Genomic DNA, 25,570 nt, shown 5'->3' with positions numbered 1-25,570 from the left:
CGCTTCACCCACCGGCCGGTTTTGCGGATTGGACCGTCGCCGCGCCGCCTGAGAACGGCATCTTCGAGGCCAGCAGGATCTCCGTCGTCGCGCGCAGATGATCGGCGAGCAGCCTCTTCGCCCGCACGCTGTCGCGCGCCAGCACAGCCGCGGTGATCGCCCGGTGCTCGGCGTCGATGTCGCGGTCGTATTCGGCGAACGGACCGGAGAGGCGCCGGTAGCGTTCCGACTGCACGAAGAGCTGCTTGCGCAGCTTCAGCCACCAGCTGTTGGTGCAGGCCGAAGTAATTTCGTCGTGAAAGCGTTCATGGTAGCGGTGCCACGTGTCCGCCTCCGGACTGCCGGGATTGGCCACCGCGTGGCTGAGCTTCGAGAGCTGGTGCGCCACGGAAAGCACCCTGCCCTCCCACGCCAGATCGCCGTTGGCGATGGAGGATTCCAGGCACGTCAATTCGACCGCGATGCGCGCCTCGGTCAGATCGATGAGATCCTGGCGCGAGATCAGCGAGACGGAAAAACCGCGCTGCGGCTCGGCCGCCACCAACCCCTCCGACGTGAGCCGGGCAAGCGCCTCCCGAACGGCGCCGAGACTGGCGTCGAATTCTTCCTTCAGCGAATCGATGCGCAGCTTCTGGCCGGGGCGGAAACGCGCGGTGATGATCGCGTTGCGCAGCCTCTCATAGGTGCGCGACGTCATGCTCTTGTGGACGGTGACGTCGTCCATATCGTCGAGGGTCTTCATGGCCCTACGTTATCCCAATCTGACAAAGGGGAAAATGTATTTTTTGTTGACGCATGCTTTTTGTTGACGTAAGTGCATTGCAGTTCACGCGGTTCGAATAGGAGGGGTTGTGCGGTTCCTGAGCTACGAAATCGATGGCGTCGGCGGTCTTGCGGTGGATACGGGCGGCGGTGAATACCGCGGCCTCCTCGCTTCTGCCGATGCGTTCCCGGGAACGCTCGACGACATCGTCCGCAGCGGGGATTTCGCCGGAGCAGCAGCAAGGCTGAAGTCCGGCGCGCCGGTCGACCCCGCCACTGCGGCCCATCGCCCCCCGCTGACACGCGCCGGAAAAATCCTTTGCGTCGGGCTCAACTACATGGATCACGCGGCCGAAAGCGCCATGCAGGCGCCCGACTTCCCGACCGTGTTCGTGCGCTTCAACACCGGGCTGGTCGGCCACGGCGCCCCGCTGATCAGGCCGAAAGTCTCGGACAAGTTCGACTACGAGGGCGAGATGGTCGCGGTGATCGGCAAGTCCGGCCGCGAGATCGCAGAGGCGGATGCGCTCGACCACATCGCCGGCTATTCGGTCTTCAACGACGGCTCCATCCGAGACTTCCAGCTGCGCACGCCGCAATGGACGATCGGCAAGAATTTCGACGGGACCGGCGGCTTCGGCCCGGTCTTCGTTACCGCCGACGAGCTGCCCGCGGGCGGGGCCGGGCTTCACATCGAGACCCGTCTCAACGGCGCGGTCATGCAGAGCGCCAGCACAGCCGACCTGATCTTCGACGTGAAGAAGCTGGTCTCGCTCATCAGCATCGCCATGACGCTCGAGGTCGGCGACATCATCGTCACGGGAACGCCGTCGGGTGTCGGCGCGGCGCGCAAGCCGCCCGTCTTCATGAAGCCGGGAGACGTCTGCGAGGTCGAGATCGAGCGCATCGGAACCTTGAGGAACCCGGTCGTCGCGCAGGCGGGATAAGCGTAGACACTGCGGCGATCGGCATGCGGGAGGAGCATGTGAGCACCAACGAATTCGATGTCGCCATCATCGGCGGAGGGCCGGTCGGACTGGCGCTCGCGACCGAACTGACGGCGCGCGGCCATACCGCCTGCGTGATCGAGCAGAACGACCGCGTCGGCGTGCAGCCGCGCGCCAAGACCACCAACGTGCGCACCATGACCCACATGCGGCGCTGGGGACTGGCGCCGGAAATGCGCCGCCGCTCGCCGCTGCGGCCCGATTTTCCGCGCCGCGTCAGGTTCGCGACCGGCCTCTTCGGCCGCGACATCTATAGTTTCGACAACGCGTTCTGTGCGTCGCCCGTGCGTGACGAGCGTTTTCCCGAGCATGCGGAGTTCATCCCGCAATACGTCGTCGAAGGCATCCTCCTCGACCACGTCAGGGCGCAGCCGCTCGCCACGGTCCGGTTCAACACGCGGCTGGAGGAGATCGAGCAGCGGCCTTCCGGCGGCGTGACCGCCAGGGTCCGTGACCTCGAGACGGACGAGACCGGGATGGTCACGGCGCGGTTCCTCGTCGGCGCCGACGGAGCCCGCTCGACGGTACGCAAGCTGCTCGGCATCCAGATGCAGGGCCTGCACTCGCTGATCTCCTTCGTCACGCTCATCCTGCGCATTCCCGGCCTCAACGCCGATCCGGAGCTGGAGCATGCCCTGTTCCACTGGCTTGTCAGCCCCGAAGCGCCTTGCGTCATGGGACCGATGGACAGGCAGGACGTCTGGTTCTGGGGCATGCCGCAGCGGCCGGGACGGGAAATGACAGACGAGGAGCTGCTCGTGTTCGTCCGCAAGGCGATGCGCAGGGACTTCGACATGGAGATCCTCGCCCGCGATCCGTGGACGGTCCACAAGCTCTTGGCCGATCGCTATCGCTCCGGCGACATATTCCTCGCTGGCGACGCCTGCCACCTGCATTCGCCGTTCGGCGGCCACGGCATGAACCTCGGCATTTCCGATGCCGTCGATCTCGGCTGGAAGCTCTCCGCCGTCCTGGAAGGCTGGGCCGGCGACGATTTGCTCGAAAGCTACGAGATCGAGCGCAAGCCGGCGCACCAGCTGGTGATCGACACCTCGACCGAGAATGTCGGCGCGCTCAGCGACAAGTTCCTGGCGCCGGCGCTCGACGACGACACGCCAGAGGGCGACGAAGCGCGCAAGGTCGCCGCTGAGGCGGTGGAGGAGGCCAAGGCGCCCGAATTCCGTTCGCTCGGCGTCGTCCTTGGATATCGGTACGTATCTTCGCAGATCGCGAACGAAGAGGACGGCACACCTCCGGAGTTCGCCGTCACGCGGTATACGCCATCGGCCTATCCCGGTGCGCTTGCCCCGCATGCCTGGCTGGGCGACGGCTCGTCGCTCTACGATCATTTCGGCAAAGGCTTCACGCTGCTGCGGCTCGGCGACGCGGACGAGACGGCGGAGCGGGCATTGCAGTCGGCCGCGGCCGACATGAAGCTGCCCCTCACGCTTTTCGTGCCGCGCGAGACGGCGGTGCGCGAACTCTACGGCGCCGATTACGCGCTCGTGCGCCCCGACCAGCACGTCGCCTGGCGCGGCGACCGCATCCTGTCGCCCGAAGCGCTGCTCGACCGCGTGCGCGGCAAGCGGGCGTTCGAACCACGATCCGCGGCAACCATAAACAAAGGGAGAGGATGATGATCAAGCTTACGAGACGCGGGTTCGTGGCGGCAGCGGCCGCCACGCTCGCCATGCCGGCGATCGGGCGCGCGCAGCAGACGAAACTGAAGCTGTCGCACTACCTGCCGCCGCAGCATCAGATCAACACGGAACTGAACCGCTGGGCCGGCGAGGTCCGCGAGAAATCGGGCGGCGCGGCCGACATCGAGGTGTTTCCGGCCGGGCAGATGGGCCCACCGCCGCGCCAGTTCGATCTCGCGCGCACCGGCGTGTCGGATATCTCCTTCGTCTTCACGGCGCTGACGCCCGGGCGGTTCCCGCTGGTCGATGCCCTGTCGATCCCGTTCCTGTTCGCAAACGAAAACGGCGACCCGATTTCCACCGCCGAGGCGTCGCGCATCGCCACGTCTCTGAAGGAGCGGACGGCGCAGGAGTTCCAAGGGATCGACCTCCTCTACGCCGTCGTGACGACCTCGGGCGGATGGTTCATGCGCGACAAGCTCATCAAGACGCCCGGCGACATGAAGGGCTTGCGCATCCGTCCCACCAGTGCCGCCGCCGCCGCCCAGATCACCGCGCTCGGCGCGTCGCCTGCCACCATCCCGCCGACCGAATTGGCCGACGCCATCGCGAAAGGCGTCGTCGACGGCGCGATCTTCAATTTCGAGGGCGGCAAGGCATTCCAGCTCCAGCAGTCGGTGAAGAAGGTCAGCACGCTGGCCAACTCCGTCGGCTACTTCGCCCTGGTGATGAACAGCGACAGGCTTGCCGGTCTGCCCGAGGAGGGCAGGAAAGCGATCGTCGAGACCACGGGACCGGACGCCGCCGCGCGCGTCGGCGGTCTATACGACGCGGCCGAGGTGGCCGGCCGCAAGTTCATGGAGGAGGCCGGCGTCGAGGTCGTCGACCTGCGCGGCGACGCCGCCAACGCGTTCCGGGAGGCCTTGCAGCCGGTCGCCGAGAAGCAGATCGCCGAGCTGAAGGCGGCAGGCCACGACATCGACGGCCTGATCGCCGACATCAAGGCGAAGATGGCCGAGCTCTGACCATGGCCGGGCGCGCCCTCGAACGGCTGATCCGCTTCTGCACGTTTGTCGGCGCGCTCGCCATCGCCGTGATGATGCTCGCGACCTGCTGGGACATCGTCGCCCGCTGGGCGGCGAACAGGCCACTGCACGGCGTGGTGGAACTGGTCGAGATCATGGTGCTCGCGAGCGCCATGCTCGGCCTTCCCGAGACGTTCCTGCGCGACGAGCAGATCCGCGTCGACCTCGTCGACAGCTTCCTCTCGCAGCGCGCGCTCGCCCTTCTCAAGATCGTCGCCCTGGTGCTGTCGGTGGTCCTGCTCGCGATCATCGCCGTCAACGTCTACCAGCCGATGGTGGACGCCTATCGGTTCGGCGACCTTAAATACGATCTCGGCGTGCCGCTCTATCCGCTTTACGGCCTGATCATCTTCGCCTTCGCCGCATCGATCCTGAGCTGCGCGGCCGCGCTGGTTCGCGAACTGGGAACCGGGGAGCAATAGGCCGATGTCGCCCGTGGCGCTGAGCTGGATCGGCATCGCCGTCCTGGTCGTCCTCATCATGCTGCGCATCCCCGTGGCCGTGGCGCTCGGCCTCGTCGGCTTCGTCGGCTACGGGCTGATCGATGGCTTCCACCGGGCGAGCCTGACCGCCGGCTCGGCGCCTATCGAACTCGCGCAGGCATACTCGTTTTCCGTCGTGCCGCTGTTCACACTGATGGGCGCGGTGGCCGCCTCGGCCGGCCTGTCGTCCGACCTCTTCCGGGCCGGCAACGCCGTCCTGCGGGGCACGCGCGGCTCGCTCTCGATCGCCTCGATCTTCGCCTCCGCCCTCTTCGGCGCGGTCTGCGGTTCCTCGGTGGCGACCGCGCTTACCATGAGCAAGGTCTCGATCCCGCAGATGCTGGCCGCCGGGTACCGGCCGAGCCTCGCGGCCGGCTCGGTCGCGGCTGGCGGCACGCTCGGCATCCTCATCCCGCCGTCGCTGATCCTGATGATCTACGCCATCATCGCCCAGCAATCGGTCGCCGAACTGTTCATGGCTGCGCTGGTGCCCGGCCTGATCCTGACGGTGCTCTACTGCATCGTGGCGCTCATCCTCGTCCGGCTCACACCCGAGGGGGTCGGAACGGGTGGCGGTATGGTTGCCGCGACCGAGCCCATCCTGCCGGCGCTCGGACGCATATGGCACGTCGTCCTGCTCTTCGTCGTTACCCTGGGCGGCATCTATACGGGCTGGTTCACGCCGACCGAGGCGGCCGCCGTGGGCGCGCTCGGCGCGCTGCTGCTCGGGCTGGCGCTCGGGCGGATGAATCTCCGCGACCTGGCGCTTTCCTTCACCGAAACCGTGCGCCTGGTGGCGAGCATCATCTTCATCGTCATGGCGTCGACGATGTTTTCCTATTTCATCGTGCAGACGGGGGTGGCCGGCGGCATCTCGCAGAGCATGCAATCGGCCGGCATCAGCGCCACCGCCGTCATCCTCCTCCTGTGCGCGATCTACATCGTCATGGGCTGCTTCCTCGAAGGGGTGGCCATGATCCTGATCACCGTGCCGATCACGCTGCCGCTGATCCTGTCCTTCGGCTTCGACCCGGTCTGGTTCGGCGTCGTGCTGGTGATCCTCATCGAGATCGGCCTGATCACGCCGCCCATGGGCATGAACCTGTTCGTCATCCGCGCCGTGAGCCCCGGCATCACGATCGCCCAGATGTATCGCGGCGCGTTTCCCTTCCTCGCCGCGCCGCTCGTGCTGATCGCCATGCTGATCATGTGGCCGCAACTGGCGCTGTGGCTGCCATCGCAACTTCGCTGAAATGGAGACAAGCATGCCCAAGGTATTCCAGCTCGGATACGTCGCCCTCGGCGTCAGCGATTTCGAAAGGACGCGGGACTATTACGTCGACACGTTCGGAACAACCGAGGTCGACCGCGAGAAGGACGGCACGGTCTATCTCTCCGTCGGCTATCACCATCACGACATGGTGCTGAGACCAGCCGACGGCAAATCGCTGCTGCACCTCGGCTACCAGCTTAGTCCCGGCACGGGGCTGGACGACTTTGCCAGGGACGTGGAGGCCTTCGGGCTGAAGACACAGAAGAAGACCGATTCACAGCCCGGCATCGCCGAGCTTGTGGAAGTGGAAGGCCCGGCGGGCAACGTCTTCCAGTTCTACGAGGCGATGGAGGCGCCGGCGCCGGGCTTCAAGACGGGCACCGTGGCGCCGCTCGGCCTCGGTCATGTGGCGGTGATCTCGCCGGAGGCGCACAAGCTCATTGCCTTCTATCGGGATTTCCTGGGTTTCTGGGAGACGGACTGGATCGGCGATCTCGCCAACTTCCTCACCTGCAGCCACGAACACCACGTCGTCAACATCGTCAACGCGCCGATATCGAAGGTCCACCACATCGCCTTCCAGCTGCAGGACAACAGCCACCAGTTCCGCGCCGCCGACCGGCTGATCGCCGGCGGCGTGCCGACCAAGTGGGGCCCCTCGCGCCACACCGCCGGCCACAACGTCGCCGCCTACCACTACGACCCGGACAAGACTCTGATCGAGCTCTACACGGACATGGACGTGTTCATGCCGGAACTCGGCATGTGCCAGCCGCGCCCGTGGCACGAGCACTACCCGATGAAGCCGAAGCGCTGGGACCCGCAATTCAGCGCCTGGGAGGTGGAATTCGGCTTCGACCTGGCGCAGGGCTGAGCGGCCCCTCCTCGGGCGGGTACCATCTGATTCAGAGATTTCCTGCTTGGCCGACAGGCTGAAGGAAGCACCCCCTCACCGTCTCGGGCTTCGCCCGATCCACCTCTCCCCCCTGCCCGGGGGAGAGGAAAGGCGCCGCGTCAATCGCGCTCTTGCGTCGTCGTACTGGCGCGAGGCCGAAGCTGCGATTCCTCTCCCCCGGGCAGGGGGAGAGGTGGCATGCGAAGCATGACGATGAGGGGGTACTTCTTGCAGCCCACCGGCCAGGCAAGTCACTCCGCCGCCCATGTCAGCCGAGTTCGAGCGTGGTGACCGCGAAGATGCGGGACATCGCCATGTCCGGCGCGGGACCGCGATACATGCGCGTCGTCTCGAAGCCCCTGCTCATGCCGGCGTTCAGGAGCGTTTCCGCGAAGGCGGGGTTCGCGTCGGGCACGTCCAGTTGGAGGTCGCCGTCGCAGCCGCGCGCGAGCGCCGACAGCAGCCCGGTTGCCGTTTCGAGATCTTCTGCGAAGAGCGGGCCGATCTTGAAGCCTTCGCGGCAGGGGCGACGCACCGCGTATCCCCTGATAGCACCGTCCCGCACGCTCGACAGGGCGAAGTGGCCGTCGCCGGTCCATTGTCGGAGGAAGGACGGCCGGGGTGCAGGGAAACACGTCCGGTCGAACGCGGCGATTCGCGGAAAATCATCCGGCTCGATCGGGCGGATGTCCGCATCGGAGCCGGCGGCCTCGAAGCGTCCGCTGTAGCGGAAGGTGCGGTAGGCCGGGACAAAACCCATGCGGCCGTAGTTCGCCTTCTGGGCGGGAACGGCGTCGAGCCCGACCGTGCAGCCGGAAAGCCGTTCCATGCCGGCGTCCCACACCGCCTTGCCGTGGCCCTCGTCGCGCAGGTCGGCGCGGCAGATGTAGAGCCCGATGAAGCCGAAATCGGAACCGTAGCGGACAGCCGAAATGCCCGCCGCCAGGCCGCCGTCGACGAATGCGCCGAGGAATCCTTCGGGATCGGCGGCATGGAAGGCTTCGGCGTCGTGGAGCCCCGGGTTCCAGCCTTCGAGGGCCGCCCATTCGACGAGCGTGTCGAGTTCCGCGCGGGTGAGCACGCGGATGATGCGGCCAGTCATACCGCTTCCGCCGCCAGCGTGGAGAACGGCGCCATTGTTCCTGAAAAACGCTTCGGCGCCGGCGCTGCATAGGCGCCGCGCTTCGAGGTGGCGAGGCCAAGCGCCACCAGCGCCTCGGCCTGCTTGACGGCAGCGCCCACCCCGTCGATCACCGGCACCCCGAACTCGCCCTGCAGCCGGTGCGCCAGGTCCGCCATGCCGGCGCAGCCGAGCACGATGGCTTCGGCGTGGTCGTGATCGAGCGCATAGCGGATCTCGTCGCGCAGGCGGCCGCTGGCGCCCGACGTCGGATCCTCCAGCGCGAGCACCGGAATGCCCGCTACCCTGACCCGCACGCGGCCGCCCATGCCGTAGCGGATGGCGAGTTCCTCGATCGGGATGCGCGCGCGCTCGTCGGTGGTGACGATCGCAATGCGCTTGGCGATGCAGGCAGCGAGACTCAAGGCGGATTCGCAGATGCCGAGGACGGGGATCGCGGCCATGGCGCGCGCGGCGTCGAGGCCGGTGTCGTCGAAGCAGGCGATGACGGCCGCGGCGCAGCCCGCCCGCTCACCCTCCCGGATGAGGTCGAGCAGGCCGGGCACGGAAAGAGCCTCGTCGAAATAGCCCTCGATGGAGGCCGGGCCGGTGCAAGACGTGACCGCTTCGATGGTTGTCTGCTGCCCCGCCGCCGCGCGCGCGGCCGCGGCGATGGTCTGCGTCATCGACGCGGTCGTGTTCGGGTTGACGACGAGAATGCGCATGATGCGGGAAGCCTATCCCTGCGCCCGCTTGCGGCCAAGCCACAGGATGATGCCGAGCGTCGCGGCGATGACCAGGAAGGAAAACGCCGTCGTGACCGTGCCGAGCGCGTAGAGCACCGGCGTCGTCACGTTGGTGGTCATTCCGTAGATCTCCAGCGGCAGGGTGTTGTAGGTGCCCGAGGTCATGAGCGAGCGGGCGAACTCGTCGTAGGAGAGCGTGAAGCCGAACAGGCCGACGCCCACCAGGCTCGGCGCGATCATCGGCAGAAGCACGTGCAGGAAGGTCTGCCAGGAGGTGGCGCCGAGATCGCGCGCGGCTTCCTCGTAGGACGGCGAGAAGCGGTTGAAGACCGCGAACATGATCAGCACCCCGAACGGCAGCGTCCAGGTGAGATGGGCGCCGAAGGCCGAACTGTACCATGCCGGCGGGATGCCGATCTGCTGGAACATCACGCCGATGCCGAGCGAGACGATGATGGAGGGCACCACCAGGCTCGCCACCGCCAGGTAGAAGAGCGGCGTGGCGCCGAGGAACTTGCGGCGGAACGCGAGACCGGCCAGCAGCGACACGACCACGGTCACCAGCATGACGCCGATGCCGAGCATCAGCGAGCGGCGGAAGCTGCCGCCGAAATCGCCCACCGCCTGCTGCTGGGTCAGATCGTAGAACCAGTGCAGCGAGACGCCGTTGAGCGGAAACGTCAGGCCGCCGCTTGGCCCCTGAAATGACAGGATGAGGATCGCCGAGAGAGGACCGTAGAGGAAGAGGACGAACAGGACGAAAAAGACCGTGAGGATCCAGAACTCCAGGCCGCGCCTTTCGTGAGACATCTCAAAGCTCCTTCCGGATGTCGACGATCCGCAGGATGCCGGCGACCATGACGAGCACCAGCGCGAGCAGGATGACGGCGTTGGCAGCGGCGGCCGGATATTGCAGCAGCGACATCTGGTTGCGCATCATCAGGGCGACCGAGGCGCTCTGGCCGCCCGACATCACCTGCACGGTAATGAAGTCGGCCATCACGAGCGTCACCACGAAGATGGTGCCGATCGCGATGCCGGGCTTGGCGAGCGGCAGGATGACGTTGGTGAGGGTTTGGAAGCTGGTGGCGCCGGCGTCGCGCGCCGCCTCGATCAGGGAGTGGTCGATGCGCATCAGCGTGTTGAAGATCGGCGTGACCATGAAGAGCGTGTAGAGGTGCGTCATGGCGAGCACGACCGCGAAGTCGGAATAGAGCAGCCATTCGATCGGCGCCGGGATGAGGCCCATGTCGATCAGGGTCGAGTTGACCAGCCCGTTCCGTCCCAGCACCGGGATCCACGAGATCATGCGGATTATGTTCGACGTGAGGAAGGGCACCGTGCAGACCAGGAACAGGACCATCTGCATGGTGGTGGTGCGGATGTGGAAGGCGAGGAAATAGGCGACCCAGAAGCCGAGGAAGAGCGTGACGGCCCACACGATGGCGGCGAACTTCAGCGTGTTCAAATAGGTCTTCCACGTGACCCACGAACCCAGCGTGTCCTGGTAGTTCATCAGGATGAAATCGGGATAGAGCCGGGCGAAGTCGTAGTCCCAGAAGCTGACGGTGGCGATGACGATCAGCGGCGCGAGCAGGAAGGCGCCCAGAATGAGCGCCAGCGGCGCGGCCTGCAGGTAGGCGGCGAGCGACGCGATGCCGGCGCGGCGCGTCCTCGGCCGGCGCGCGGCGGCTGCCTGTTCGACGGCGATCGTCATCATTGCCCCCAGAGGTTCGAAGACTGGCCGGAAGGGTCTTCCCGCGGGCGGGAAGACCCCGTTCTCATCAGGAGGCGATGAACTCGTTCCAGCGGCGGACCATGTAGCGATCCTCGTCCATGACCGAGTTCCAGCAGGCGACCGCGCCCATGCGCTCCTCGAAGGAACCGCCGTCGCGCACGGCGCCCGCCTTTTCCATGACCTTGCCGTCGGGGGCGAGGATGTCGCCCTGCGCCGGCTTGCCCTCGACCCAGAAGCCCCACTCGTCCGCGCTCATGTACTCCTTGGCCGTCTCCATCGCGGCGGAGTAGTAGCCCTGGCGGTTGAGGTAGGCGCCGACCCAGCCGGAGAGGTACCAGTCGATGTACTCGTAGGCCGCGTCGAGCTTGGCGCCTTCGAGATGCTTGGCGAGGCCGATGCCGCCGCCCCAGGAGCGATAGCCTTCCTTGAGCGGCTGGTAGACGCAGGGAATGCCACGCGAGCGCACCGCTGCCACCGCCGGCGACCACATGGACTGGATGACGACCTCGCCCGAGGCCATCAGGTTGACGCTCTCGTCGAAGGACTTCCAGAAGGCGCGGAACTGGCCGTCGCGCTTGGCCGCGATCAAGAAATCGATGGTCTTGTCGATCTCCTCCTTGGTCATGTTGCCCTTGTCGGCGTATTTCACCTCGCCCATCGCCTCCATGATCATGGCGGCGTCCATGATGCCGATCGAGGGGATGTTGAGGATCGAGGTCTTGCCTTTGAAGGCCGGGTCCATGATGTCGGCCCAGGTGGTGATGTCGCGGCCGACGAGGTCTGGCCGGATGCCGAGCGTGTCGGCGTTGTAGATCGTCGGCACCATCGTCATCCATTCGGTCGGTTCGGTGGCGAAGGTGGTCGAATCCTGCGATTCCACGAAGCCGACGGTGTGCGGCGCCGTACCCTGCGCGATGACGCTGTCGGGCGTGAGCTTGCCGGTGATGAAGAGCGGCACGATCTTGTCGTAGTACTTGAGCCGGCTCGTCTGCATCGGCTGCATGACGCCGGCCGGATAGACCTTCTTGGCGATCCAGTATTCGATGTCGGCGATGTCGTAGCTGTCCGGCTGGGTCACCGCGCGCTGCGCGGCGGCATCGGAATCGGTCGCGGTCATCTCGAGCGTGATGCCGAGGTCTTCCTTGCACTTGTCGGCGATGGCATTGAGGTTCGACACGCCGGTGCCGAACTGGCGCAGCGTGATCGGGTTCTGCGCCCAGATGGTCGGGAATCCGGTGATCATGCCGGAGCCGGCCGCAAGGCCCGCCGCCGCCGCGCCCGTCTTCAGCAGTTTGCGCCGGCTGATGCCGCCCGTCGTTTCTTTGGTCATCTCAGTTCCCCTGTTCTGGTGCTCGCGCTCATGAATCCAGACGGCCGAGGACGAGCGCATCCTCCGCCTGCCACGCCAGCGGCACGGTGTCGCCGACCGCAACCGGCCGGGCGAAGAAGTCCGTGTCGCTGACGATGGCCGTGAAATCCTCGATGCCGGCGCCGCTCGCGGTGAGCGTCACCGACGAGCCGCGATATTCGACGTTGGTGACGGTGCCGGTGAATCCGAGCCCCGGCTCAGCGTCTCCGGCGATGCGGACGTGATCGGTGCGCACGGCGATGTCGGCCGTCTCGCCGACCTCGCGCACGGCTCCCTCGGCGCGGAAGCGGCCGCCGCTATCGACCTCGATCGAGATGCCGGTCGCATTGCGTTCGACCACCCGGCCGGCGATGACGTTGTGGTCGCCCATGAAGCGCGCCACGAAGGCGGTGGCGGGCCGCTCGAAGACGGTGCGCGGCTCGGCTGCCTGCTCGATGCGCCCGTCGTTCATCACCACGACCAGATCGGCCAGCGCCATCGCCTCCTCCTGGCTGTGCGTGACGTGGACGAAGGTGATGCCGAGCGTGGATTGCAGGCGCTTGAGTTCGGCCCGCATCCTGATCTTCAGGAAGGGGTCCAGTGCCGACAGCGGCTCGTCGAGAAGCAGCGCCTCGGGATCGGTGATCAGTGCCCGCGCCAGTGCGACGCGCTGCTGCTGCCCGCCCGACAGTTGCGCCGGCTTGCGCGTTGCGAAGGTTTCCATGTGGACGAGCTTCAGCATCTCCACCGCACGCGCGCGGCGCTCATCCTTCGACACCCCCTTCATCTTCAGGCTGAAGGCGACGTTGTCGGTGACGTCGAGATGCGGGAACAGCGCGTAGGACTGGAACATCATGGCCGTGCCGCGGCGGGCCGGCGGCAGGTCGGTCACGACCGTGTTGCCGAGCCGCACGTCACCCGACGTGATGCTCTCGTGGCCCGCGATCATGCGCAGCGTCGTCGACTTGCCGCAGCCTGATGGGCCGAGCAGGCAGCAGTAGCTTCCGGCAGGGACCTTGAGACTGATCGACCGCACGGCGGCGGTCGTGCCGTAGAGTTTGGAGACGGAGGCGATGTCGATCGCGGCGGCCTTGCTCATGCTGCGTCCCTCGTGGCTCGATGTTGCAATGCATCATGCGTGCCAGATGGGACGGCTGCGATCACCGCGTTGTTCGCGTTGGGTTTTTGGCCCTGACCACAAATGCCCGACTTGTGAGCGCGACAATCGCTTGCCTAAATTCTGGGCGTTTGTACACCTCGAAGATCATTGATTGTACACAATCCAGCAGACAGATTGCGACAAGAACGGCTCTTCCTTCTGCTGCGATTCCGGGTAGAAGGGGTCGGGGAGTTCGACCGGAATGAACATCATGGATGCAAGCCCGCTGGGGCACCGGGACGCGCCTGAGGACCGTTCGCAGGCCATCCGCGACCGGCTGCGCGACGCGATCGTCGACCGCAGGCTGGCGCCCGGCGCAAAACTCGCCGAAAGCGAGGTCGGGGCGCTGTTCGACGTCAGCCGCACCGTGGCACGCGCGGCCCTGCAGATGCTCGCCTTCGAAGGACTGGTGCGCATCGAGCGCAATCGCGGCGCCTACGTCGCCGACCCCTCCCCCGAGGAAGCCCGACACGTTTTCGCTGCCCGCAGGGTGGTCGAGCCCGGTATCGTGGAGGCCATCTGCACCCGGATATCCCCCGCCGATGTCGGCACACTGAGGCGTCATCTCGGCGAGGAACGACATCACATGGATCGCCACGGACCCGGCGCGCGACGCGACGAGATCAAGGCGTCGGGCGAGTTCCACCTGATGCTGGCAACCATGAGCGGTAACGCTATCCTGCGCCGCTTCATGGAGGAACTCGTCGCCCGCTCCTCGCTAGTGATCGCGCTCTACGGGCGCTCCGGCGCCTCGAGCTGTGGCCACCAGGAGCATGGCGGCATCGTCGATGCGCTGGAAAAGGGCGATGCCGAGGCGGCGCGGACGCTTGTGCTGCGCCACATCGACCACATCGAGGCAGACCTCGACCTGCGCAGGAGCGCCGGCCTGGCGCTTCGGGATGCGCTGGAACTCTGACGGAGCGGGTGCTGAGGCCGGATCCTGCGTCGGCTACAATCGCAACGAAGTTTGCGCGGGAACAACGTTCGCAAGCGATGACCCGGCTTGAGTGGCTGAGACGACCGGAGCCAGTTCATGAAGCCTGCCAACATCGATGCGGACATGCCTGTCGACGAGATCATGCGCCGGTGGCCCGCCACCATCCGGGTCTTCATGCGCAGGCAGATGCTCTGCATCGGCTGTCCGATCGGCACGTTCCATACGATCGGTGACGCCTGCGACGCCCACAAGCTGGATGAGGAAGCCGTCGCGAAGGAACTCCTTTCCGCAATGCGGCAGGACGCCGGGGCGACCGCGCCTTCCGCCTTCGACACGGCGGACGCCCGGGAGCCATGACGTTGTCCTTGCGCCCAGGATTTGCACCGAGGAAGGCAGGCTACTTCCCGCGCCGGCTTTCCGCCACCAGCATGAGGGCGTGCGGGTCGGTCACGGTGACCTTCTGGCGGCTGCTGCGCACGATCCCTTCGTCCTCCCAGCCGCTCAGGGTCCGGCTTACCGTGTGAAGCGTGGTTCCGGTCATCTCCGCGATGTCCTGGCGCGTGATCGGAAAGTCGATCTCGATGCCGTCGTCGGTCTTGCGGCCGGACTGATTGACCAGCCGCAGCACCGCGCTGGCGATCCTCTGCTCGACCTGCTGGGTCGACATCTCGACCACCCGCGCCTGGGTCTCCTGCAGACGCGTTCCGATGGTCTGGTAGGCGTTCGTCCCGAACCCCGGAAAACGGGCCTGCAACGGCTGCCAGGCACCGTTCGGCCAGGAGAGAACGACACAGTCGACCGCGGCGACCGCGCTTGCCGGATAGGTCGTGCGCCCCATCGCGACGGCAATACCGAAGAGTTCGCCCTCGTTGATGTAGCGCGCGATGACCTGGTCGCCGGCGGGCGTCGTCCGGACGACCCTCACGTGGCCGGAGAGAAGCAGGAAGAACTGGTGCGCTTCCTCGTCCTGGGAGAAGACCTCCGCGTCCTTCGCAAAGCGCGACGAACGCGCCATCGACAGGACCGCGTCGAGATCGGCTCCGCCGAGGCCGGCGAAGGCGGGAAGTCCGGAGATCAAGGACCTGTCGAGGGGCATGCGGCGGTTTCCCGAAAGACGAGGCTCTCGTGGTTTCTACCCTTAGTTTGCCCCGGAGCAAACTGCCGTCGTGCACGGCATGGGCCGGAGGTCGCGCCGGATGCCGCGCAAGAGCGGGAGGCGCACGAAGGTCCTGGTGAATTCGACCGCATCACCGCGAGCTCCCGGGATCAGTGCGCGTGGCCGGCGATGACGGAAAGAAAGGCGGGGCCGTAGCGCTCAAGCTTGGCCTCGCCGACGCCCGCCACGGCCGCCATCTGCGCCCGCGAGGCCGGTCGCGCCGCGGCAAGCTCGACCAGCGTCCGGTCGTGGAAGATGACGTAGGGCGGCACGTTCTGCGTGCGGGCGATCTCCATCCGCTTTTCCCGCAGGGCTTGAAACAGCGCCCGGTCGCGCTCGGGCAGCACGGTGGAGGCGGCCTTGCGCGAGGCGGGGGTGCGTTCGGCGCGCGGCGCGGCCGGGACCCGCAACATGAGCGTGGGCTTCTCGCGCAGGAACTGGCGACCGGCCTCCGAGATCGACAACCCGCCATGGCCGGCCAGATCGACCGCGATCAGGCGCTGGGCGACGAGCTGGCGCAGGATCGCGCGCCAGGCGCGGACGTCATGTTCGGTACCGATGCCGAAGGTGGAGAGCCTGTCGTGGCCGTTGTCCAAGACGCGCTGGTTGCCGGCACCGACCAGGACGTCGGCGACATAGGCCTGTCCGAAACGCTCGCCGGTCCGGTAGATGCAGGAAAGGGCCTTCTGAGCCGCGATCGTCCCGTCGAACAGTTTTGGCGGCTTCGCGCAGGTGTCGCAGTTGCCGCAGGGTTCGCACGTGTCGCCGAAATAGGAAAGCAGCACCTGCCGGCGGCATGACGCCGCCTCCGCAAGGCCCAGCAGCGCGTCGAGCTTCTGGCGCTCCGTCATCTTGCGCTGCTCCGGGGCGCCCGATTCCTCGATGAAGCGGCTGCGCAGCGCCACGTCCTCGGCGCCGTAGAGCATCAGAGTCTCGGCGGGCAGGCCGTCGCGGCCCGCCCGGCCGGTTTCCTGATAATAGGCCTCGATGCTGCTCGGCAGGTCGAAATGGGCGACGAAGCGCACGTCTGGCTTGTCGATGCCCATGCCGAAGGCGATGGTGGCGACCATGATCACCGCCTCGCCGTGCTGGAAACGGGCCTGATTCTCCTCGCGCGCCGCCTTGTCCATGCCGCCATGGTAGGGCAGCGCGTCATGGCCTTCCGAGCGCAGCCATTGCGCGGTCTCCTCAGTCTTGCGCTTGGACAGGCAGTAGACAATGCCGCTTTCCCCGTCATGGTTTGCCAGGAAGCGCTTCAGCTGAGCGCGCGGATTGTCCTTCTCGGCGATGGCATAGCGGATGTTGGGGCGGTCGAAACCGGCGATGAAAGCAGCGTCGGGATCGATCCGGAGATGCGCCAGGATCTCCGCGCGGGTGGGAGCATCCGCCGTCGCCGTCAGGGCCATGCGCGGGGTGTCCGGAAACCGGGTGACGAGAATATCCAGCTGGCGGTACGAGGGACGGAAATCGTGCCCCCACTGCGACAGGCAGTGCGCTTCGTCGATGGCGATCAGCGACAGTCTCACACGGGAAAGCCTGTCCAGAACTTCCGGCCTGAGCAGGGTTTCCGGCGCGACATAGAGCAGGTCCAGAGCGCCCTCGTGAATGGCCCGCCAGAGGCTCTCCCTCTCCTCGCCCGCGAGATCGGAGTTGAGCGCGGCGGCTCTCACCCCGGCCTGTCTCAGCGCGGCCACCTGATCGGCCATCAGGGCGATGAGCGGCGACACCACGAGGCCCATGCCCGGCCGCGCGATGGCCGGTATCTGGTAGCACAGCGACTTGCCCCCGCCGGTCGGCATCAGCACGAAGGCATTGTTTCCGCCGATCACATGATCGACGATGTCCTCCTGGAGGCCCCGGAAGGCGTCGTATCCGTAGACGGTTTTCAAGATGTGGCTGGGATCGGCGAGCAAGTCGGGCCTTTCGTCCGAGAATCAGGTGACGCTGCCTCCCTATCAGATTTCAGGGTCCCGGCGGCGACTCCCCCGCCCCGTGATGGGCTATTGACAGCCGTGTCCTCTGCGGACGGCGAAATCCCTCGCTCGGACCGATCCGGCCGAACTCGTCGAGACGCTGCCCGTCAGGCGTCGACGGATTGCGGCAAGCGCGGAACCACGAGATCGGCGGCCTCGCCAAGATCGATCGCGATCGCTGCCTCGATCGCATCGGCGTCCCTGTCCTTCAGGGCCTGGATGATATCGTTGTGCCGCGCCATCGTAACCGTGCTGCTGATCTTATAGGGATGATGATGGAGGGCGGGGCCAATGCGGACCCAGAGGTTCTCGATCAGGGCCAGGAGCGTCGGCCTGTACGACATGCGATAAATGGTAAAATGAAAACGGTAGTTCTCGGCAAGAACTTCCTTGGCGGCTTCGAGGCGGGCCATCCGTTCGTTGATCCGCTCGAGCTTGCCGATCGTGGCGGCGTCCACGTTGCCAATCGCGACGCGGGCGGCCAGGCCCTCGAGGCGCTGGCGGATCTCGATGATCTCGCGGTACTCCTGTTGCGAGACGTGCCGCAGGAAAAAACCGCTCTGCGGACGCCCCTCCAACGCGCCGTCCGCTTCCAGACGCTTCAATGCGTCGCGCACCGGCTGCGCGCTGACCTTGAGCACATGGGCGAGCGAGCGGCTGGTAAGTGATGTGCCGGGCGCAACACGGCCGCTCATCATGGCCTGGCGAATGCTGCGATAGACCTGCCTCTCGACCGTTTCGGGAAGCATAACGTCGATCGCGTCCAGGTCGGGTGCCTGCGACTTCTGCCGACCGGGTCCGGGCCGCCTTTTGACTTCCGACATCGCGCCTCCGCTGATACGCCATAGCACGGCTATGTACTCGTGCTAAGCATTGTTGTTAACTTGCGAGTGAATGCCGAGCCGGGGCTCAGACGGGATCGGGGACATGCCGCAGCGGCCGATCGTCGGATATCGTTGTGCAATGGCAAATTGACATCGAGCGTCTTTTCTGCTGTTTTTGCTATATCAGTTTGACATGGAACTGGAAAGCGCCGAGCCAGTGGCTGAATTGCTCCTCCAAGGTCAGGTCGCAATCGTGACGGCAGCCGGCGGCGGTGCCGGCTCCGTCATCGCGGCGACGCTGGCCAAGGCCGGTGCGCAAGTCTTCGCCTGCGACGTCAACCCGCAGGGGCTGGACGATCTTGTGTCGCGCAATGCCACAATCCAGACCATTCACGCCGACGCAGGCGACGAGGGCGCCGTAGAGGACATCGTTCGCCGGGCCGGCAGCCGGGTCGACCTGCTCGTCAACAATGTCGGTATCGCCGGCCCGACCGCGAATGCCGAGGACATCACGCTCCAGGACTGGAATGAGTCCATCCGCATCAACCTGACGAGCCACTTCCTGTTCGCCCGTGCCGTGATACCGGGCATGAAGGCGCAGCGGAGCGGCCTCATCCTCAACATCTCCTCCGGGAGTGCCAAGGTCGGCCTTCCCATGAGACTGCCCTACGTGGTGACCAAGGGCGCGGTGCTCAGCCTCACGAAGAACCTCGCCCGTGAACTGGGTCCGTACGGCATCAGGGTCAACGCCATCCTCCCCGGAGCCATTCGCGGCGACCGCATCAATCGCGTGATCGATGCGAAGGCGTCCGCGCTCGGGGTCGACCGGAACGAGTACGAGCGGCAGCTTCTGCGATATGTCTCGCTGCGCACCATGGTGGAACCGGAAGACATCGCCGCTATGATCGCGTTTCTTGCCTCGCCGGCGGGCGCCCGTATCTCGGGACAGATGATCGGCGTCGACGGGAACGTCGAGTGGGAAGAATGAAGATGGGTCACGCCCGTTGGCCGGTCGCAGGTCCGAGGTCGGCGCGATGACGATGCAGGGTCACAACGCATTGTCGGCGGCGCTCGCGGATGCGGTCGAGGCTTATCGCGCGGCCAATCCCGAGAGCCATGCGCGCCACGAAAGGGCGCGGCAGCTGATGCCGGGCGGCAATACGCGCACCGTGCTCTACTACACCCCCTTCCCGCTCACGATGATCTCGGGCACCGGCTGCCGCCTCAAGGACGCGGATGGCCACACCTATGTCGATTTCCTCGGCGAGTTCACGGCGGGTCTCTTCGGACATTCCGATCCCGTGATCGCGGAGGCCATCGGCCAGGCGGTCGCCAACGGCGTGAACCTCGGAAGCCACGGGCCACAGGAAGCGGCGTTCGCCGAGGCGATAAAGGACCGCTTCCCGTCGATGGAACTGCTGCGCTTCACGAATTCGGGCACCGAGGCGAACGTGCTGGCTCTGGCTCTCGCCAAGCACGCGACCGGGCGCGGCAAGGTGATGGTGTTCGAGGGCGCGTATCACGGCGGTACCCTGACGTTTCCCGCCTCCGAGGTCCCGGTCAACGTGCCGCACGACTATGTTTTCTCCCGTTTCAACGATGTCGAGGCGACGCGTCAGGCGATCCGGGACGCCGGTCCCGACCTCGCCTGCGTGATCGTCGAACCGATGATGGGCAGCGGCGGCTGCATTCCGGGCGACCCCGCCTTCCTCCGGATGCTGCGCGAGGAGACCGAGGCGGTCGGCGCCCTGCTCGTCTTCGACGAGGTGATGACGTCCCGGCTCGGCCCGGGCGGGCTGCAGTCCGAACTGGGGATACGGCCTGACCTCACCACGCTCGGCAAGTACATCGGCGGCGGCATGTCCTTCGGCGCCTTCGGGGGCCGCGCCGAGATCATGTCCCACTTCGATCCTTCGCGATCCGGCTCGCTTCCGCATGCCGGCACCTTCAACAACAACGTTCTCACCATGGCCGCGGGCCTTGCCGGACTGACCAAGCGGCTGACGCCCTCCGCCATTCTTGAACTCAACGCCCGGGGCGAGGCGCTGCGGCGGCGGATCAACGCGGTTCTGTCCGAAGCCGGCGCCGACCTGGTGGTCTCGGGGATCGGCTCGCTGATGAACATCCACCCGCTGGGGACCGAGCCGAAACGACCGGGCGACCTCGCCGGAGCCGACCAGCGGATGCGTGACCTCGTCTTTTTCGACCTGCTGGAAGACGGCTTCTACACCGCCCGGCGCGGGCTAATGGCGCTCAGCCTGCCGATCGGGGACGCGGAATGCGACGCGCTGGTCGCCGCGGTGACGCGGCGCGCGCCACGCTGGGCGGCACTTCTGGGAAAAGACTGACGAGGCATCGGGCTACGGGGGCGACATGCGATTTGCGGTTGATACGGGAGGCACGTTCACGGATCTGGTCGTCGAGGACGACAGCGGTCTCTGCCGTCTCTACAAGGCCGCGACGACCCCGCACGATCCGGTTGCCGGCATGCTCGACGCGCTGACGGTGGCAGCGGAGGCGGCCGGCCGGTCTCTCCCGGATTTTCTCGCCGGCGGCAACACGCTGCTGCACGGCACGACCCATGCCATCAACGCGATCATCACCGGCAGGACCGCCCGAACCGCGCTGCTCACCACATCGGGACATGGCGACATCCTGGTGCTTCGCGAGGGCGGCCGTGCCGAGACGTTCAATTTCACGCACGAGTTCCCGGAACCGTACATCCCGCGAAGCCTGACCTTCGAGGTTCCCGAGCGGGTGATGGCCGACGGGTCGGTCCGCCTGGCGCTGGACGAAAAGGCCGTGCTGGAACAGATCGAACGACTGAAGGAAAATGCGGTCGAGGCGGTCGCGGTGTGCCTCCTGTGGTCCATAGTCAACCCCGCACACGAACTGCGGATCGGCGAACTCCTCGCCGAGCACCTTCCGGGCGTCCCGTTCACGCTGTCGCACAAGCTCAACCCGGCCGTCCGGGAGTTCCGCCGCGCGTCCTCCGCGGCGGTCGACGCGTCGCTGAAGCCGATGATCGCCCGCTACATGAGCGACCTGGAAAGGCGGTTGCGCGAGGCGGGCTTCGGCGGCCGGGTGCTGATCGTCACCTCCCAAGCGGGCGTCATCGACGCCGCGGATGCCGCGCAGGCACCGATCCATATCGTGAACTCCGGCCCATCCATGGCGCCGATCGCCGGCCGTCATTACGCCGCCATCGACAGTTCGGCCGAGGACGCGATCATCGCGGATACCGGCGGCACAACCTACGATGTGTCGATCGTGCGCAAAGGCAACATCCCGACCACGCGCGAAACATGGATCGGACCGCAATATCGCGGCATCATGCTCGGATTCCCGTGGGTGGACGTCAAGAGCGTGGGTGCCGGCGGCGGATCTATCGCCTCGATCGACAGCGGCGGCCTGCTGCGGGTCGGCCCGGCGAGCGCCGGCGCCGTCCCGGGTCCCGCCGCCTACGGCCGCGGGGGCACGCATGCCACGGTGACCGACGCGGCCGTCGTTCTCGGCCACATCGATCCGGCATACTTCCTCGGCGGCGCGATGACGCTCGACCCGGACGCGGCCCGCGAGGCGGTCGAGCGTGACGTCGCCGGGCCAGGCAAGCTCCCGGTCGCCGAGGCCGCGGACGCGATCCTGACCATCGCGACCGAGAACATGGTGCAGGCCATCCTGGACATCACCGTCAAGCAGGGGATCGACCCGCGCAACGCGGTGCTCATCGGCGGCGGCGGTGCGGCTGGTCTCAACTCGGTGCGGATCGCGCGACGCCTCGGCTGCCGGACGCTGATCATTCCCGAGACCGGTCCTGCCCTTTCGGCGGCAGGCGCGCTGATGTCGGAACTGAAGGCGGAGTACCATGCCGCGCAGGTCGCCCATACCGACAGTTTCGACCACGACGCGGTCAACGCGACGCTGGCCGCGCTGGCGCGGAAGGCACAGGACTTCGCCGCCGGGCCGGGGGCCGGCGCGCTCGAGACCACGATCACCTTCAAGGCCGACGCGCGCTACGCGACCGAGGTCTGGGAGATCGAGGTGCCGCTGCGCGACGGCAAGATCGCCAACGCCGGCGCGCTGTCGGAGTTCGTCGAGGATTTCCACCGCACGCACGAGATGCTGTTCTCGTTCCGCGACGAAGGCTCCTTCATCGAGGTTGTCGGCTGGACGGCATCGGTCACATGCCGGTTGTCCGAAAGGAAGGACCTGCGTCTCGCCTCGCCGGCCGGCATCAAGGAAAAATGGGTCCGCAACGCCTGGTTCGCGGGCATCGGGTGGGCGGAAACCGCCGTTTACCGCTTCGAGGCATTGAAGGCGGGCGAAAGGATCGATGGTCCGGCCATCGTGGAGAACGACTACACGACCGTCATCGTCGACCCGGGCGCGAGCGCCGAAAGGCGGCCGTCAGGAAGTCTCGTCATCGACGTCGGCCAGCAGTGAGGAGGCGACCATGGATCTCGTGACACTTGCACTGTTGAACAACCGCTTCGAAGGCGTCGCCCGCAAGATGGCGAACACGCTGCTCAGGACCGGGCGTTCCGGCGTGCTCAACATCGCACGCGACTTCTCCTGCTGCATCGTGACCGCCGACGCGGAACTCCTGGTCGCCAACGAGGGCCTGCCCATCCACGTGCTGTCCGGACCGGACATCATGGCCAGGATCATGAAGGAATACTGCCCCGACCTCAAAGCCGGGGACGCCTTCATCAACAATTCGCCCTACCACGGCTGCAGCCACGCGGCCGATCACACGATCCTGGTGCCGATCGTCGACGACGAGGGGCGCCACCGGTTCACGGTGCTGGCGAAGGCCCACCAGGCCGACATCGGCAACTCGATCCCCACCACCTATCACGGCGCAGCGCGCGACGTTTACGAGGAAGGCGCGCTGATCTTCCCGTCGGTGCGGGTGCAGGAGAACTACCGCACCAACCAGGATTTCGTCCGCATGTGCCGCATGCGCATTCGCGTCCCGGACCAGTGGTGGGGCGATTTCCTGGCGGCACTCGGGGCCGCGCGCATCGGCGAGCAGGAAATCAGGGCGATGGCGGCCGAAGTCGGCTGGGACGCGCTCGAAGCCTTCAGCCGCGAATGGCTCGACTATTCCGAAAAGCGCATGATTGAGGCGGTGCGTGCACTGCCGAGCGGCCGCGCGACCCGCGTCAGCCGGCACGATCCGTTCCCCGGCACGCCGGAGGACGGCATCCCGGTCACGGTGCATGTCGGCATCGACGCCGAAGCCGCGCGCATTTCGGTCGACCTGACCGAGAACATGGATTGCCTCCCCTGCGGCCTCAACCTGTCGGAAGCCTGCACGCGCACGGCCGCCATGGTCGGCATCTTCAATTCCATCGATCATACCGTGCCGAAGAACGCCGGGAGCTTCCGCCGCATCGACCTGCGCCTTCGGGACAACTGCGTGGTCGGGGTGCCCCGCCATCCGACCTCCTGCTCGGTGGCCACCACCAACGTGGCGGACCGCGTCGCGAACCCGGTCCAGTGCGCCATCGCGGAGATCGCGGAAGGCAAGGGAATGGCGGAATGCGGCGCCGTCATCCCGCCCTCGGTGGCGGTGATCTCCGGTATCCACCCCCGCGACGGGAAGCCCTTCATCAACCAGGTGTTCCTGGGCATGACCGGCGGCGCGGGCAGCCCCAGCGCCGATGCCTGGCTGACCATCGGCCACGTCGGCAACGCCGGCATGTGCAACCTCGATTCGGTCGAGCTCGACGAGTTGCGCCAGCCGCTCTACGTCGCCTCCCGCAGGCTTCTGCCGGACACGGAGGGAGCCGGCGAACATGTCGGAGCGCCCTCGATCGCGGTCGAGTTCGGGCCCGTCGGCTGCGCGATCTCCGTCGGCTACGTCAGCGACGGCGTCGTCAACGCCGCCCTGGGCACGCGTGGCGGCGGGAAAGGCGGCCCGGCCAACCAGTATCTGATCGAGGAGAACGGCAGCCGCGAACCCTTGCCGTCCTGCGCGCAGGTCGACGTGGCTGACCGCCAGCTTGTCCTGTCCATCTCGGCCGGCGGCGGAGGCTACGGGGACCCGAAGTCCCGCCCGGCGGAGAAGGTCGCCCGTGATGTCCGGCTGGGCCGCATCACGGCCGAACGTGCGCGCGCCGTCTACGGCGTAGCGTTGGGAGAGGACGGTTCGATCGAACCTGAAGAAACCGCGCGGCTTCGCGCGGCCGCATGAGCACGACTGGAAACTGGTGAAGGAGAACCATCAGATGAAAACGGGAACTCGCTTCTTACTGACTACACTGATCGCGGCGATGCCGCTTGCTGCCGCCGCGCAGGAGGACGTGACTGTCGGCTTCGCCATCGCGCTGTCGGGCTTCGTCGCCCCTTACGACGACGGTCCCTACAAGGCCGCCAAGCTCGCGATCGAGGACATCAACGCGAAGGGCGGGCTGCTCGGGCGCAAGATCGTCGAGGTCTCGGCCGACACCGCGTCCGATCCGGCACAGGGCGCCACGGCGGCCACGGACGTCCTGTCCAAGAACGCCGAGCTCGTCATGGTCACCTGCGACTTCGATTTCGGCGCGCCCGCCGCGCTTGTCGCCCAGTCGCAGAACAAGATCGCTTTCTCGTCCTGCGCCGCCGACGCCAAGTTCGGCGTGCAGGGCATCGGTCCGAACGCGTATACGATGGCGACGGCCACGAACCACCAGGGCGCCATCCTGGCGGAGTTCGCCTGGAACACGCTGGGCAAGCGGAACGTCTACATCCTCAACGACCTTCAGGTGGAGTACAACAAGTCGCTGTGCTCGAACTTCGAGAAGCGCTGGCGCGAACTCGCCGGCGGCGAAGGCGTCTCCGGGTATGACGAGTACAATGCCGGCAACGACACCGTCATCGCCGCCCAGGTCAGCCGCATGAAGGATGCCGAGGCGAAATCCGACGTGATCATGTTCTGCGGCGCGATCAACGGCGGCTCCTACGTTCGCCAGATCCGGGCGGCGGGTATCGGCCTGCCGATGATCACCGGGGAATCCATGGACGGCACCTATTGGCTGGAGGCTGTTCCGGACCTGAGCGAATTCTACAACCTCACATACGGCAGCATCCACGGCGACGACCCCAATCCCCGCATCAACGATTTCGTCGCGAAGTTCACGACATCCTACGGGGAGGCACCGGTGACGGGCCACGCGCTCACCGGCTACGGGGTGATCGAAGCCTGGGCGCGGGCGGTCGAGGCAGCCGGCTCGTTCGAAGCGGACGCCGTGCGCGCAAAACTGGACGCCTTCTCCGGCGAGGACCTGCTGGTCGGGAAGACGTCGTTCACGAGCGACCTGCACATCAACAACAACCGGCCGATGACGATCATCAAGATCGACGGCGGGAAGGCCTCGGCGATCGGCGTGTTCGACGCCGAGAAGACGCCCGAGATCACCTTCTGAGGGCAAGGGGCGCAAA

The 25,570-nt window shown here is 66.4% G+C and carries 23 protein-coding genes; 13 read left to right on the top strand and 10 right to left on the bottom strand.

Annotated features, from left to right (window positions below):
* Nucleotides 1-4 precede the first annotated feature (4 nt).
* Nucleotides 5-742, bottom strand: coding sequence for a GntR family transcriptional regulator (locus ABGN05_RS05120; protein WP_367952895.1), 738 nt, complete (start codon nucleotides 740-742; stop codon nucleotides 5-7).
* A gap of 109 nt (nucleotides 743-851) precedes the next feature.
* Between ABGN05_RS05120 and ABGN05_RS05115 the strand changes: the two genes are divergently transcribed.
* From ABGN05_RS05115 to ABGN05_RS05090, 6 genes are read left to right on the top strand one after another with little or no spacing between them, the layout of a single operon-like run.
* Nucleotides 852-1,709 carry a fumarylacetoacetate hydrolase family protein gene (locus tag ABGN05_RS05115; RefSeq protein ID WP_367952894.1) on the top strand — a complete coding sequence of 286 codons (858 nt, stop codon included), beginning with the start codon at nucleotides 852-854 and terminating at the stop codon, nucleotides 1,707-1,709.
* A gap of 38 nt (nucleotides 1,710-1,747) precedes the next feature.
* Nucleotides 1,748-3,406, top strand: a complete 1,659-nt coding sequence (locus ABGN05_RS05110; protein WP_367952893.1) for an FAD-dependent oxidoreductase — start codon at nucleotides 1,748-1,750, stop codon at nucleotides 3,404-3,406.
* Nucleotides 3,403-4,434 (top strand): TRAP transporter substrate-binding protein, encoded by a 1,032-nt coding sequence (locus ABGN05_RS05105; RefSeq protein WP_367952892.1) that lies wholly within the window; start codon nucleotides 3,403-3,405, stop codon nucleotides 4,432-4,434. Before ABGN05_RS05110 ends, ABGN05_RS05105 begins: the two co-directional genes overlap by 4 nt.
* A gap of 2 nt (nucleotides 4,435-4,436) precedes the next feature.
* Nucleotides 4,437-4,916 carry a TRAP transporter small permease gene (locus ABGN05_RS05100; protein WP_367952891.1) on the top strand — a complete coding sequence of 160 codons (480 nt, stop codon included), beginning with the start codon at nucleotides 4,437-4,439 and terminating at the stop codon, nucleotides 4,914-4,916.
* Nucleotides 4,917-4,920: 4 nt separating this feature from the next.
* Nucleotides 4,921-6,228: a TRAP transporter large permease gene (locus ABGN05_RS05095; RefSeq protein ID WP_367952890.1), complete on the top strand. Its 1,308-nt coding sequence runs from the start codon at nucleotides 4,921-4,923 to the stop codon at nucleotides 6,226-6,228.
* A 13-nt stretch (nucleotides 6,229-6,241) separates the two neighbouring features.
* Nucleotides 6,242-7,123 (top strand): VOC family protein, encoded by an 882-nt coding sequence (locus ABGN05_RS05090; RefSeq protein ID WP_367952889.1) that lies wholly within the window; start codon nucleotides 6,242-6,244, stop codon nucleotides 7,121-7,123.
* Nucleotides 7,124-7,412: 289 nt separating this feature from the next.
* On the opposite strand, the gene ABGN05_RS05085 is transcribed toward ABGN05_RS05090, so the two are convergent.
* The 6 genes from ABGN05_RS05085 to ABGN05_RS05060 form a co-directional block, all read right to left on the bottom strand.
* Nucleotides 7,413-8,246, bottom strand: coding sequence for a GNAT family N-acetyltransferase (locus ABGN05_RS05085; RefSeq protein ID WP_367952888.1), 834 nt, complete (start codon nucleotides 8,244-8,246; stop codon nucleotides 7,413-7,415).
* Nucleotides 8,243-8,989, bottom strand: coding sequence for an aspartate/glutamate racemase family protein (locus ABGN05_RS05080; protein ID WP_367952887.1), 747 nt, complete (start codon nucleotides 8,987-8,989; stop codon nucleotides 8,243-8,245). Before ABGN05_RS05080 ends, ABGN05_RS05085 begins: the two co-directional genes overlap by 4 nt.
* Before the next feature lie 12 nt (nucleotides 8,990-9,001).
* The gene (locus ABGN05_RS05075) at nucleotides 9,002-9,820 is read right to left on the bottom strand and encodes an ABC transporter permease (RefSeq protein WP_367952886.1); all 819 of its coding nucleotides are present in this window, start codon (nucleotides 9,818-9,820) and stop codon (nucleotides 9,002-9,004) included.
* A gap of 1 nt (nucleotide 9,821) precedes the next feature.
* Nucleotides 9,822-10,730 (bottom strand): ABC transporter permease, encoded by a 909-nt coding sequence (locus ABGN05_RS05070; RefSeq protein WP_373695885.1) that lies wholly within the window; start codon nucleotides 10,728-10,730, stop codon nucleotides 9,822-9,824.
* 64 nt (nucleotides 10,731-10,794) lie between these two features.
* Nucleotides 10,795-12,078 carry an ABC transporter substrate-binding protein gene (locus ABGN05_RS05065; RefSeq protein WP_367952885.1) on the bottom strand — a complete coding sequence of 428 codons (1,284 nt, stop codon included), beginning with the start codon at nucleotides 12,076-12,078 and terminating at the stop codon, nucleotides 10,795-10,797.
* A gap of 28 nt (nucleotides 12,079-12,106) precedes the next feature.
* Nucleotides 12,107-13,195 carry an ABC transporter ATP-binding protein gene (locus ABGN05_RS05060; RefSeq protein WP_367952884.1) on the bottom strand — a complete coding sequence of 363 codons (1,089 nt, stop codon included), beginning with the start codon at nucleotides 13,193-13,195 and terminating at the stop codon, nucleotides 12,107-12,109.
* 262 nt (nucleotides 13,196-13,457) lie between these two features.
* Here ABGN05_RS05060 and ABGN05_RS05055 point away from each other — a divergent pair, with 262 nt between their 5' ends.
* Together ABGN05_RS05055 and ABGN05_RS05050 are read left to right on the top strand one after the other, a co-directional pair.
* Nucleotides 13,458-14,171 carry a GntR family transcriptional regulator gene (locus tag ABGN05_RS05055; protein ID WP_367952883.1) on the top strand — a complete coding sequence of 238 codons (714 nt, stop codon included), beginning with the start codon at nucleotides 13,458-13,460 and terminating at the stop codon, nucleotides 14,169-14,171.
* A gap of 117 nt (nucleotides 14,172-14,288) precedes the next feature.
* Nucleotides 14,289-14,549 carry a DUF1858 domain-containing protein gene (locus ABGN05_RS05050; protein ID WP_367952882.1) on the top strand — a complete coding sequence of 87 codons (261 nt, stop codon included), beginning with the start codon at nucleotides 14,289-14,291 and terminating at the stop codon, nucleotides 14,547-14,549.
* 40 nt (nucleotides 14,550-14,589) lie between these two features.
* Here the strand turns inward: ABGN05_RS05050 and ABGN05_RS05045 are convergent, their stop codons facing one another.
* From ABGN05_RS05045 to ABGN05_RS05035, 3 genes are all read right to left on the bottom strand, one after another.
* Nucleotides 14,590-15,288, bottom strand: coding sequence for a Crp/Fnr family transcriptional regulator (locus tag ABGN05_RS05045; protein WP_367952881.1), 699 nt, complete (start codon nucleotides 15,286-15,288; stop codon nucleotides 14,590-14,592).
* 170 nt (nucleotides 15,289-15,458) lie between these two features.
* On the bottom strand, nucleotides 15,459-17,261 hold the full coding sequence (recQ, locus tag ABGN05_RS05040; RefSeq protein ID WP_367952880.1) for a DNA helicase RecQ: 1,803 nt from the start codon (nucleotides 17,259-17,261) through the stop codon (nucleotides 15,459-15,461).
* Between the two features lie 167 nt (nucleotides 17,262-17,428).
* Nucleotides 17,429-18,070 (bottom strand): GntR family transcriptional regulator, encoded by a 642-nt coding sequence (locus tag ABGN05_RS05035; protein WP_367952879.1) that lies wholly within the window; start codon nucleotides 18,068-18,070, stop codon nucleotides 17,429-17,431.
* A 292-nt stretch (nucleotides 18,071-18,362) separates the two neighbouring features.
* Between ABGN05_RS05035 and ABGN05_RS05030 the strand changes: the two genes are divergently transcribed.
* From ABGN05_RS05030 to ABGN05_RS05010, 5 genes are read left to right on the top strand one after another with little or no spacing between them, the layout of a single operon-like run.
* Nucleotides 18,363-19,133 carry an SDR family oxidoreductase gene (locus tag ABGN05_RS05030; RefSeq protein WP_367952878.1) on the top strand — a complete coding sequence of 257 codons (771 nt, stop codon included), beginning with the start codon at nucleotides 18,363-18,365 and terminating at the stop codon, nucleotides 19,131-19,133.
* A gap of 46 nt (nucleotides 19,134-19,179) precedes the next feature.
* Nucleotides 19,180-20,493, top strand: a complete 1,314-nt coding sequence (locus ABGN05_RS05025) for an aspartate aminotransferase family protein (RefSeq protein ID WP_367952877.1) — start codon at nucleotides 19,180-19,182, stop codon at nucleotides 20,491-20,493.
* Between the two features lie 25 nt (nucleotides 20,494-20,518).
* Complete coding sequence (locus ABGN05_RS05020) at nucleotides 20,519-22,588, top strand: hydantoinase/oxoprolinase family protein (protein ID WP_367952876.1); 2,070 nt, start codon at nucleotides 20,519-20,521, stop codon at nucleotides 22,586-22,588.
* A 10-nt stretch (nucleotides 22,589-22,598) separates the two neighbouring features.
* Entirely contained in the window at nucleotides 22,599-24,344 is a 1,746-nt protein-coding gene (locus ABGN05_RS05015; RefSeq protein WP_367952875.1) for a hydantoinase B/oxoprolinase family protein, read from the top strand.
* 34 nt (nucleotides 24,345-24,378) lie between these two features.
* A complete protein-coding gene (locus tag ABGN05_RS05010; protein ID WP_367952874.1) occupies nucleotides 24,379-25,554 on the top strand; it encodes an ABC transporter substrate-binding protein in 1,176 nt (391 codons plus the stop codon).
* Nucleotides 25,555-25,570: the final 16 nt, after the last annotated feature.

It is taken from the genome of Aquibium pacificum, assembly GCF_040839445.1.
Classification (GTDB): Bacteria; Pseudomonadota; Alphaproteobacteria; order Rhizobiales; family Rhizobiaceae; genus Aquibium; species Aquibium pacificus.
The sequence above is the reverse complement of the archived record's forward strand: the minus strand, read 5'-3'. Positions and strand labels throughout refer to the sequence as shown.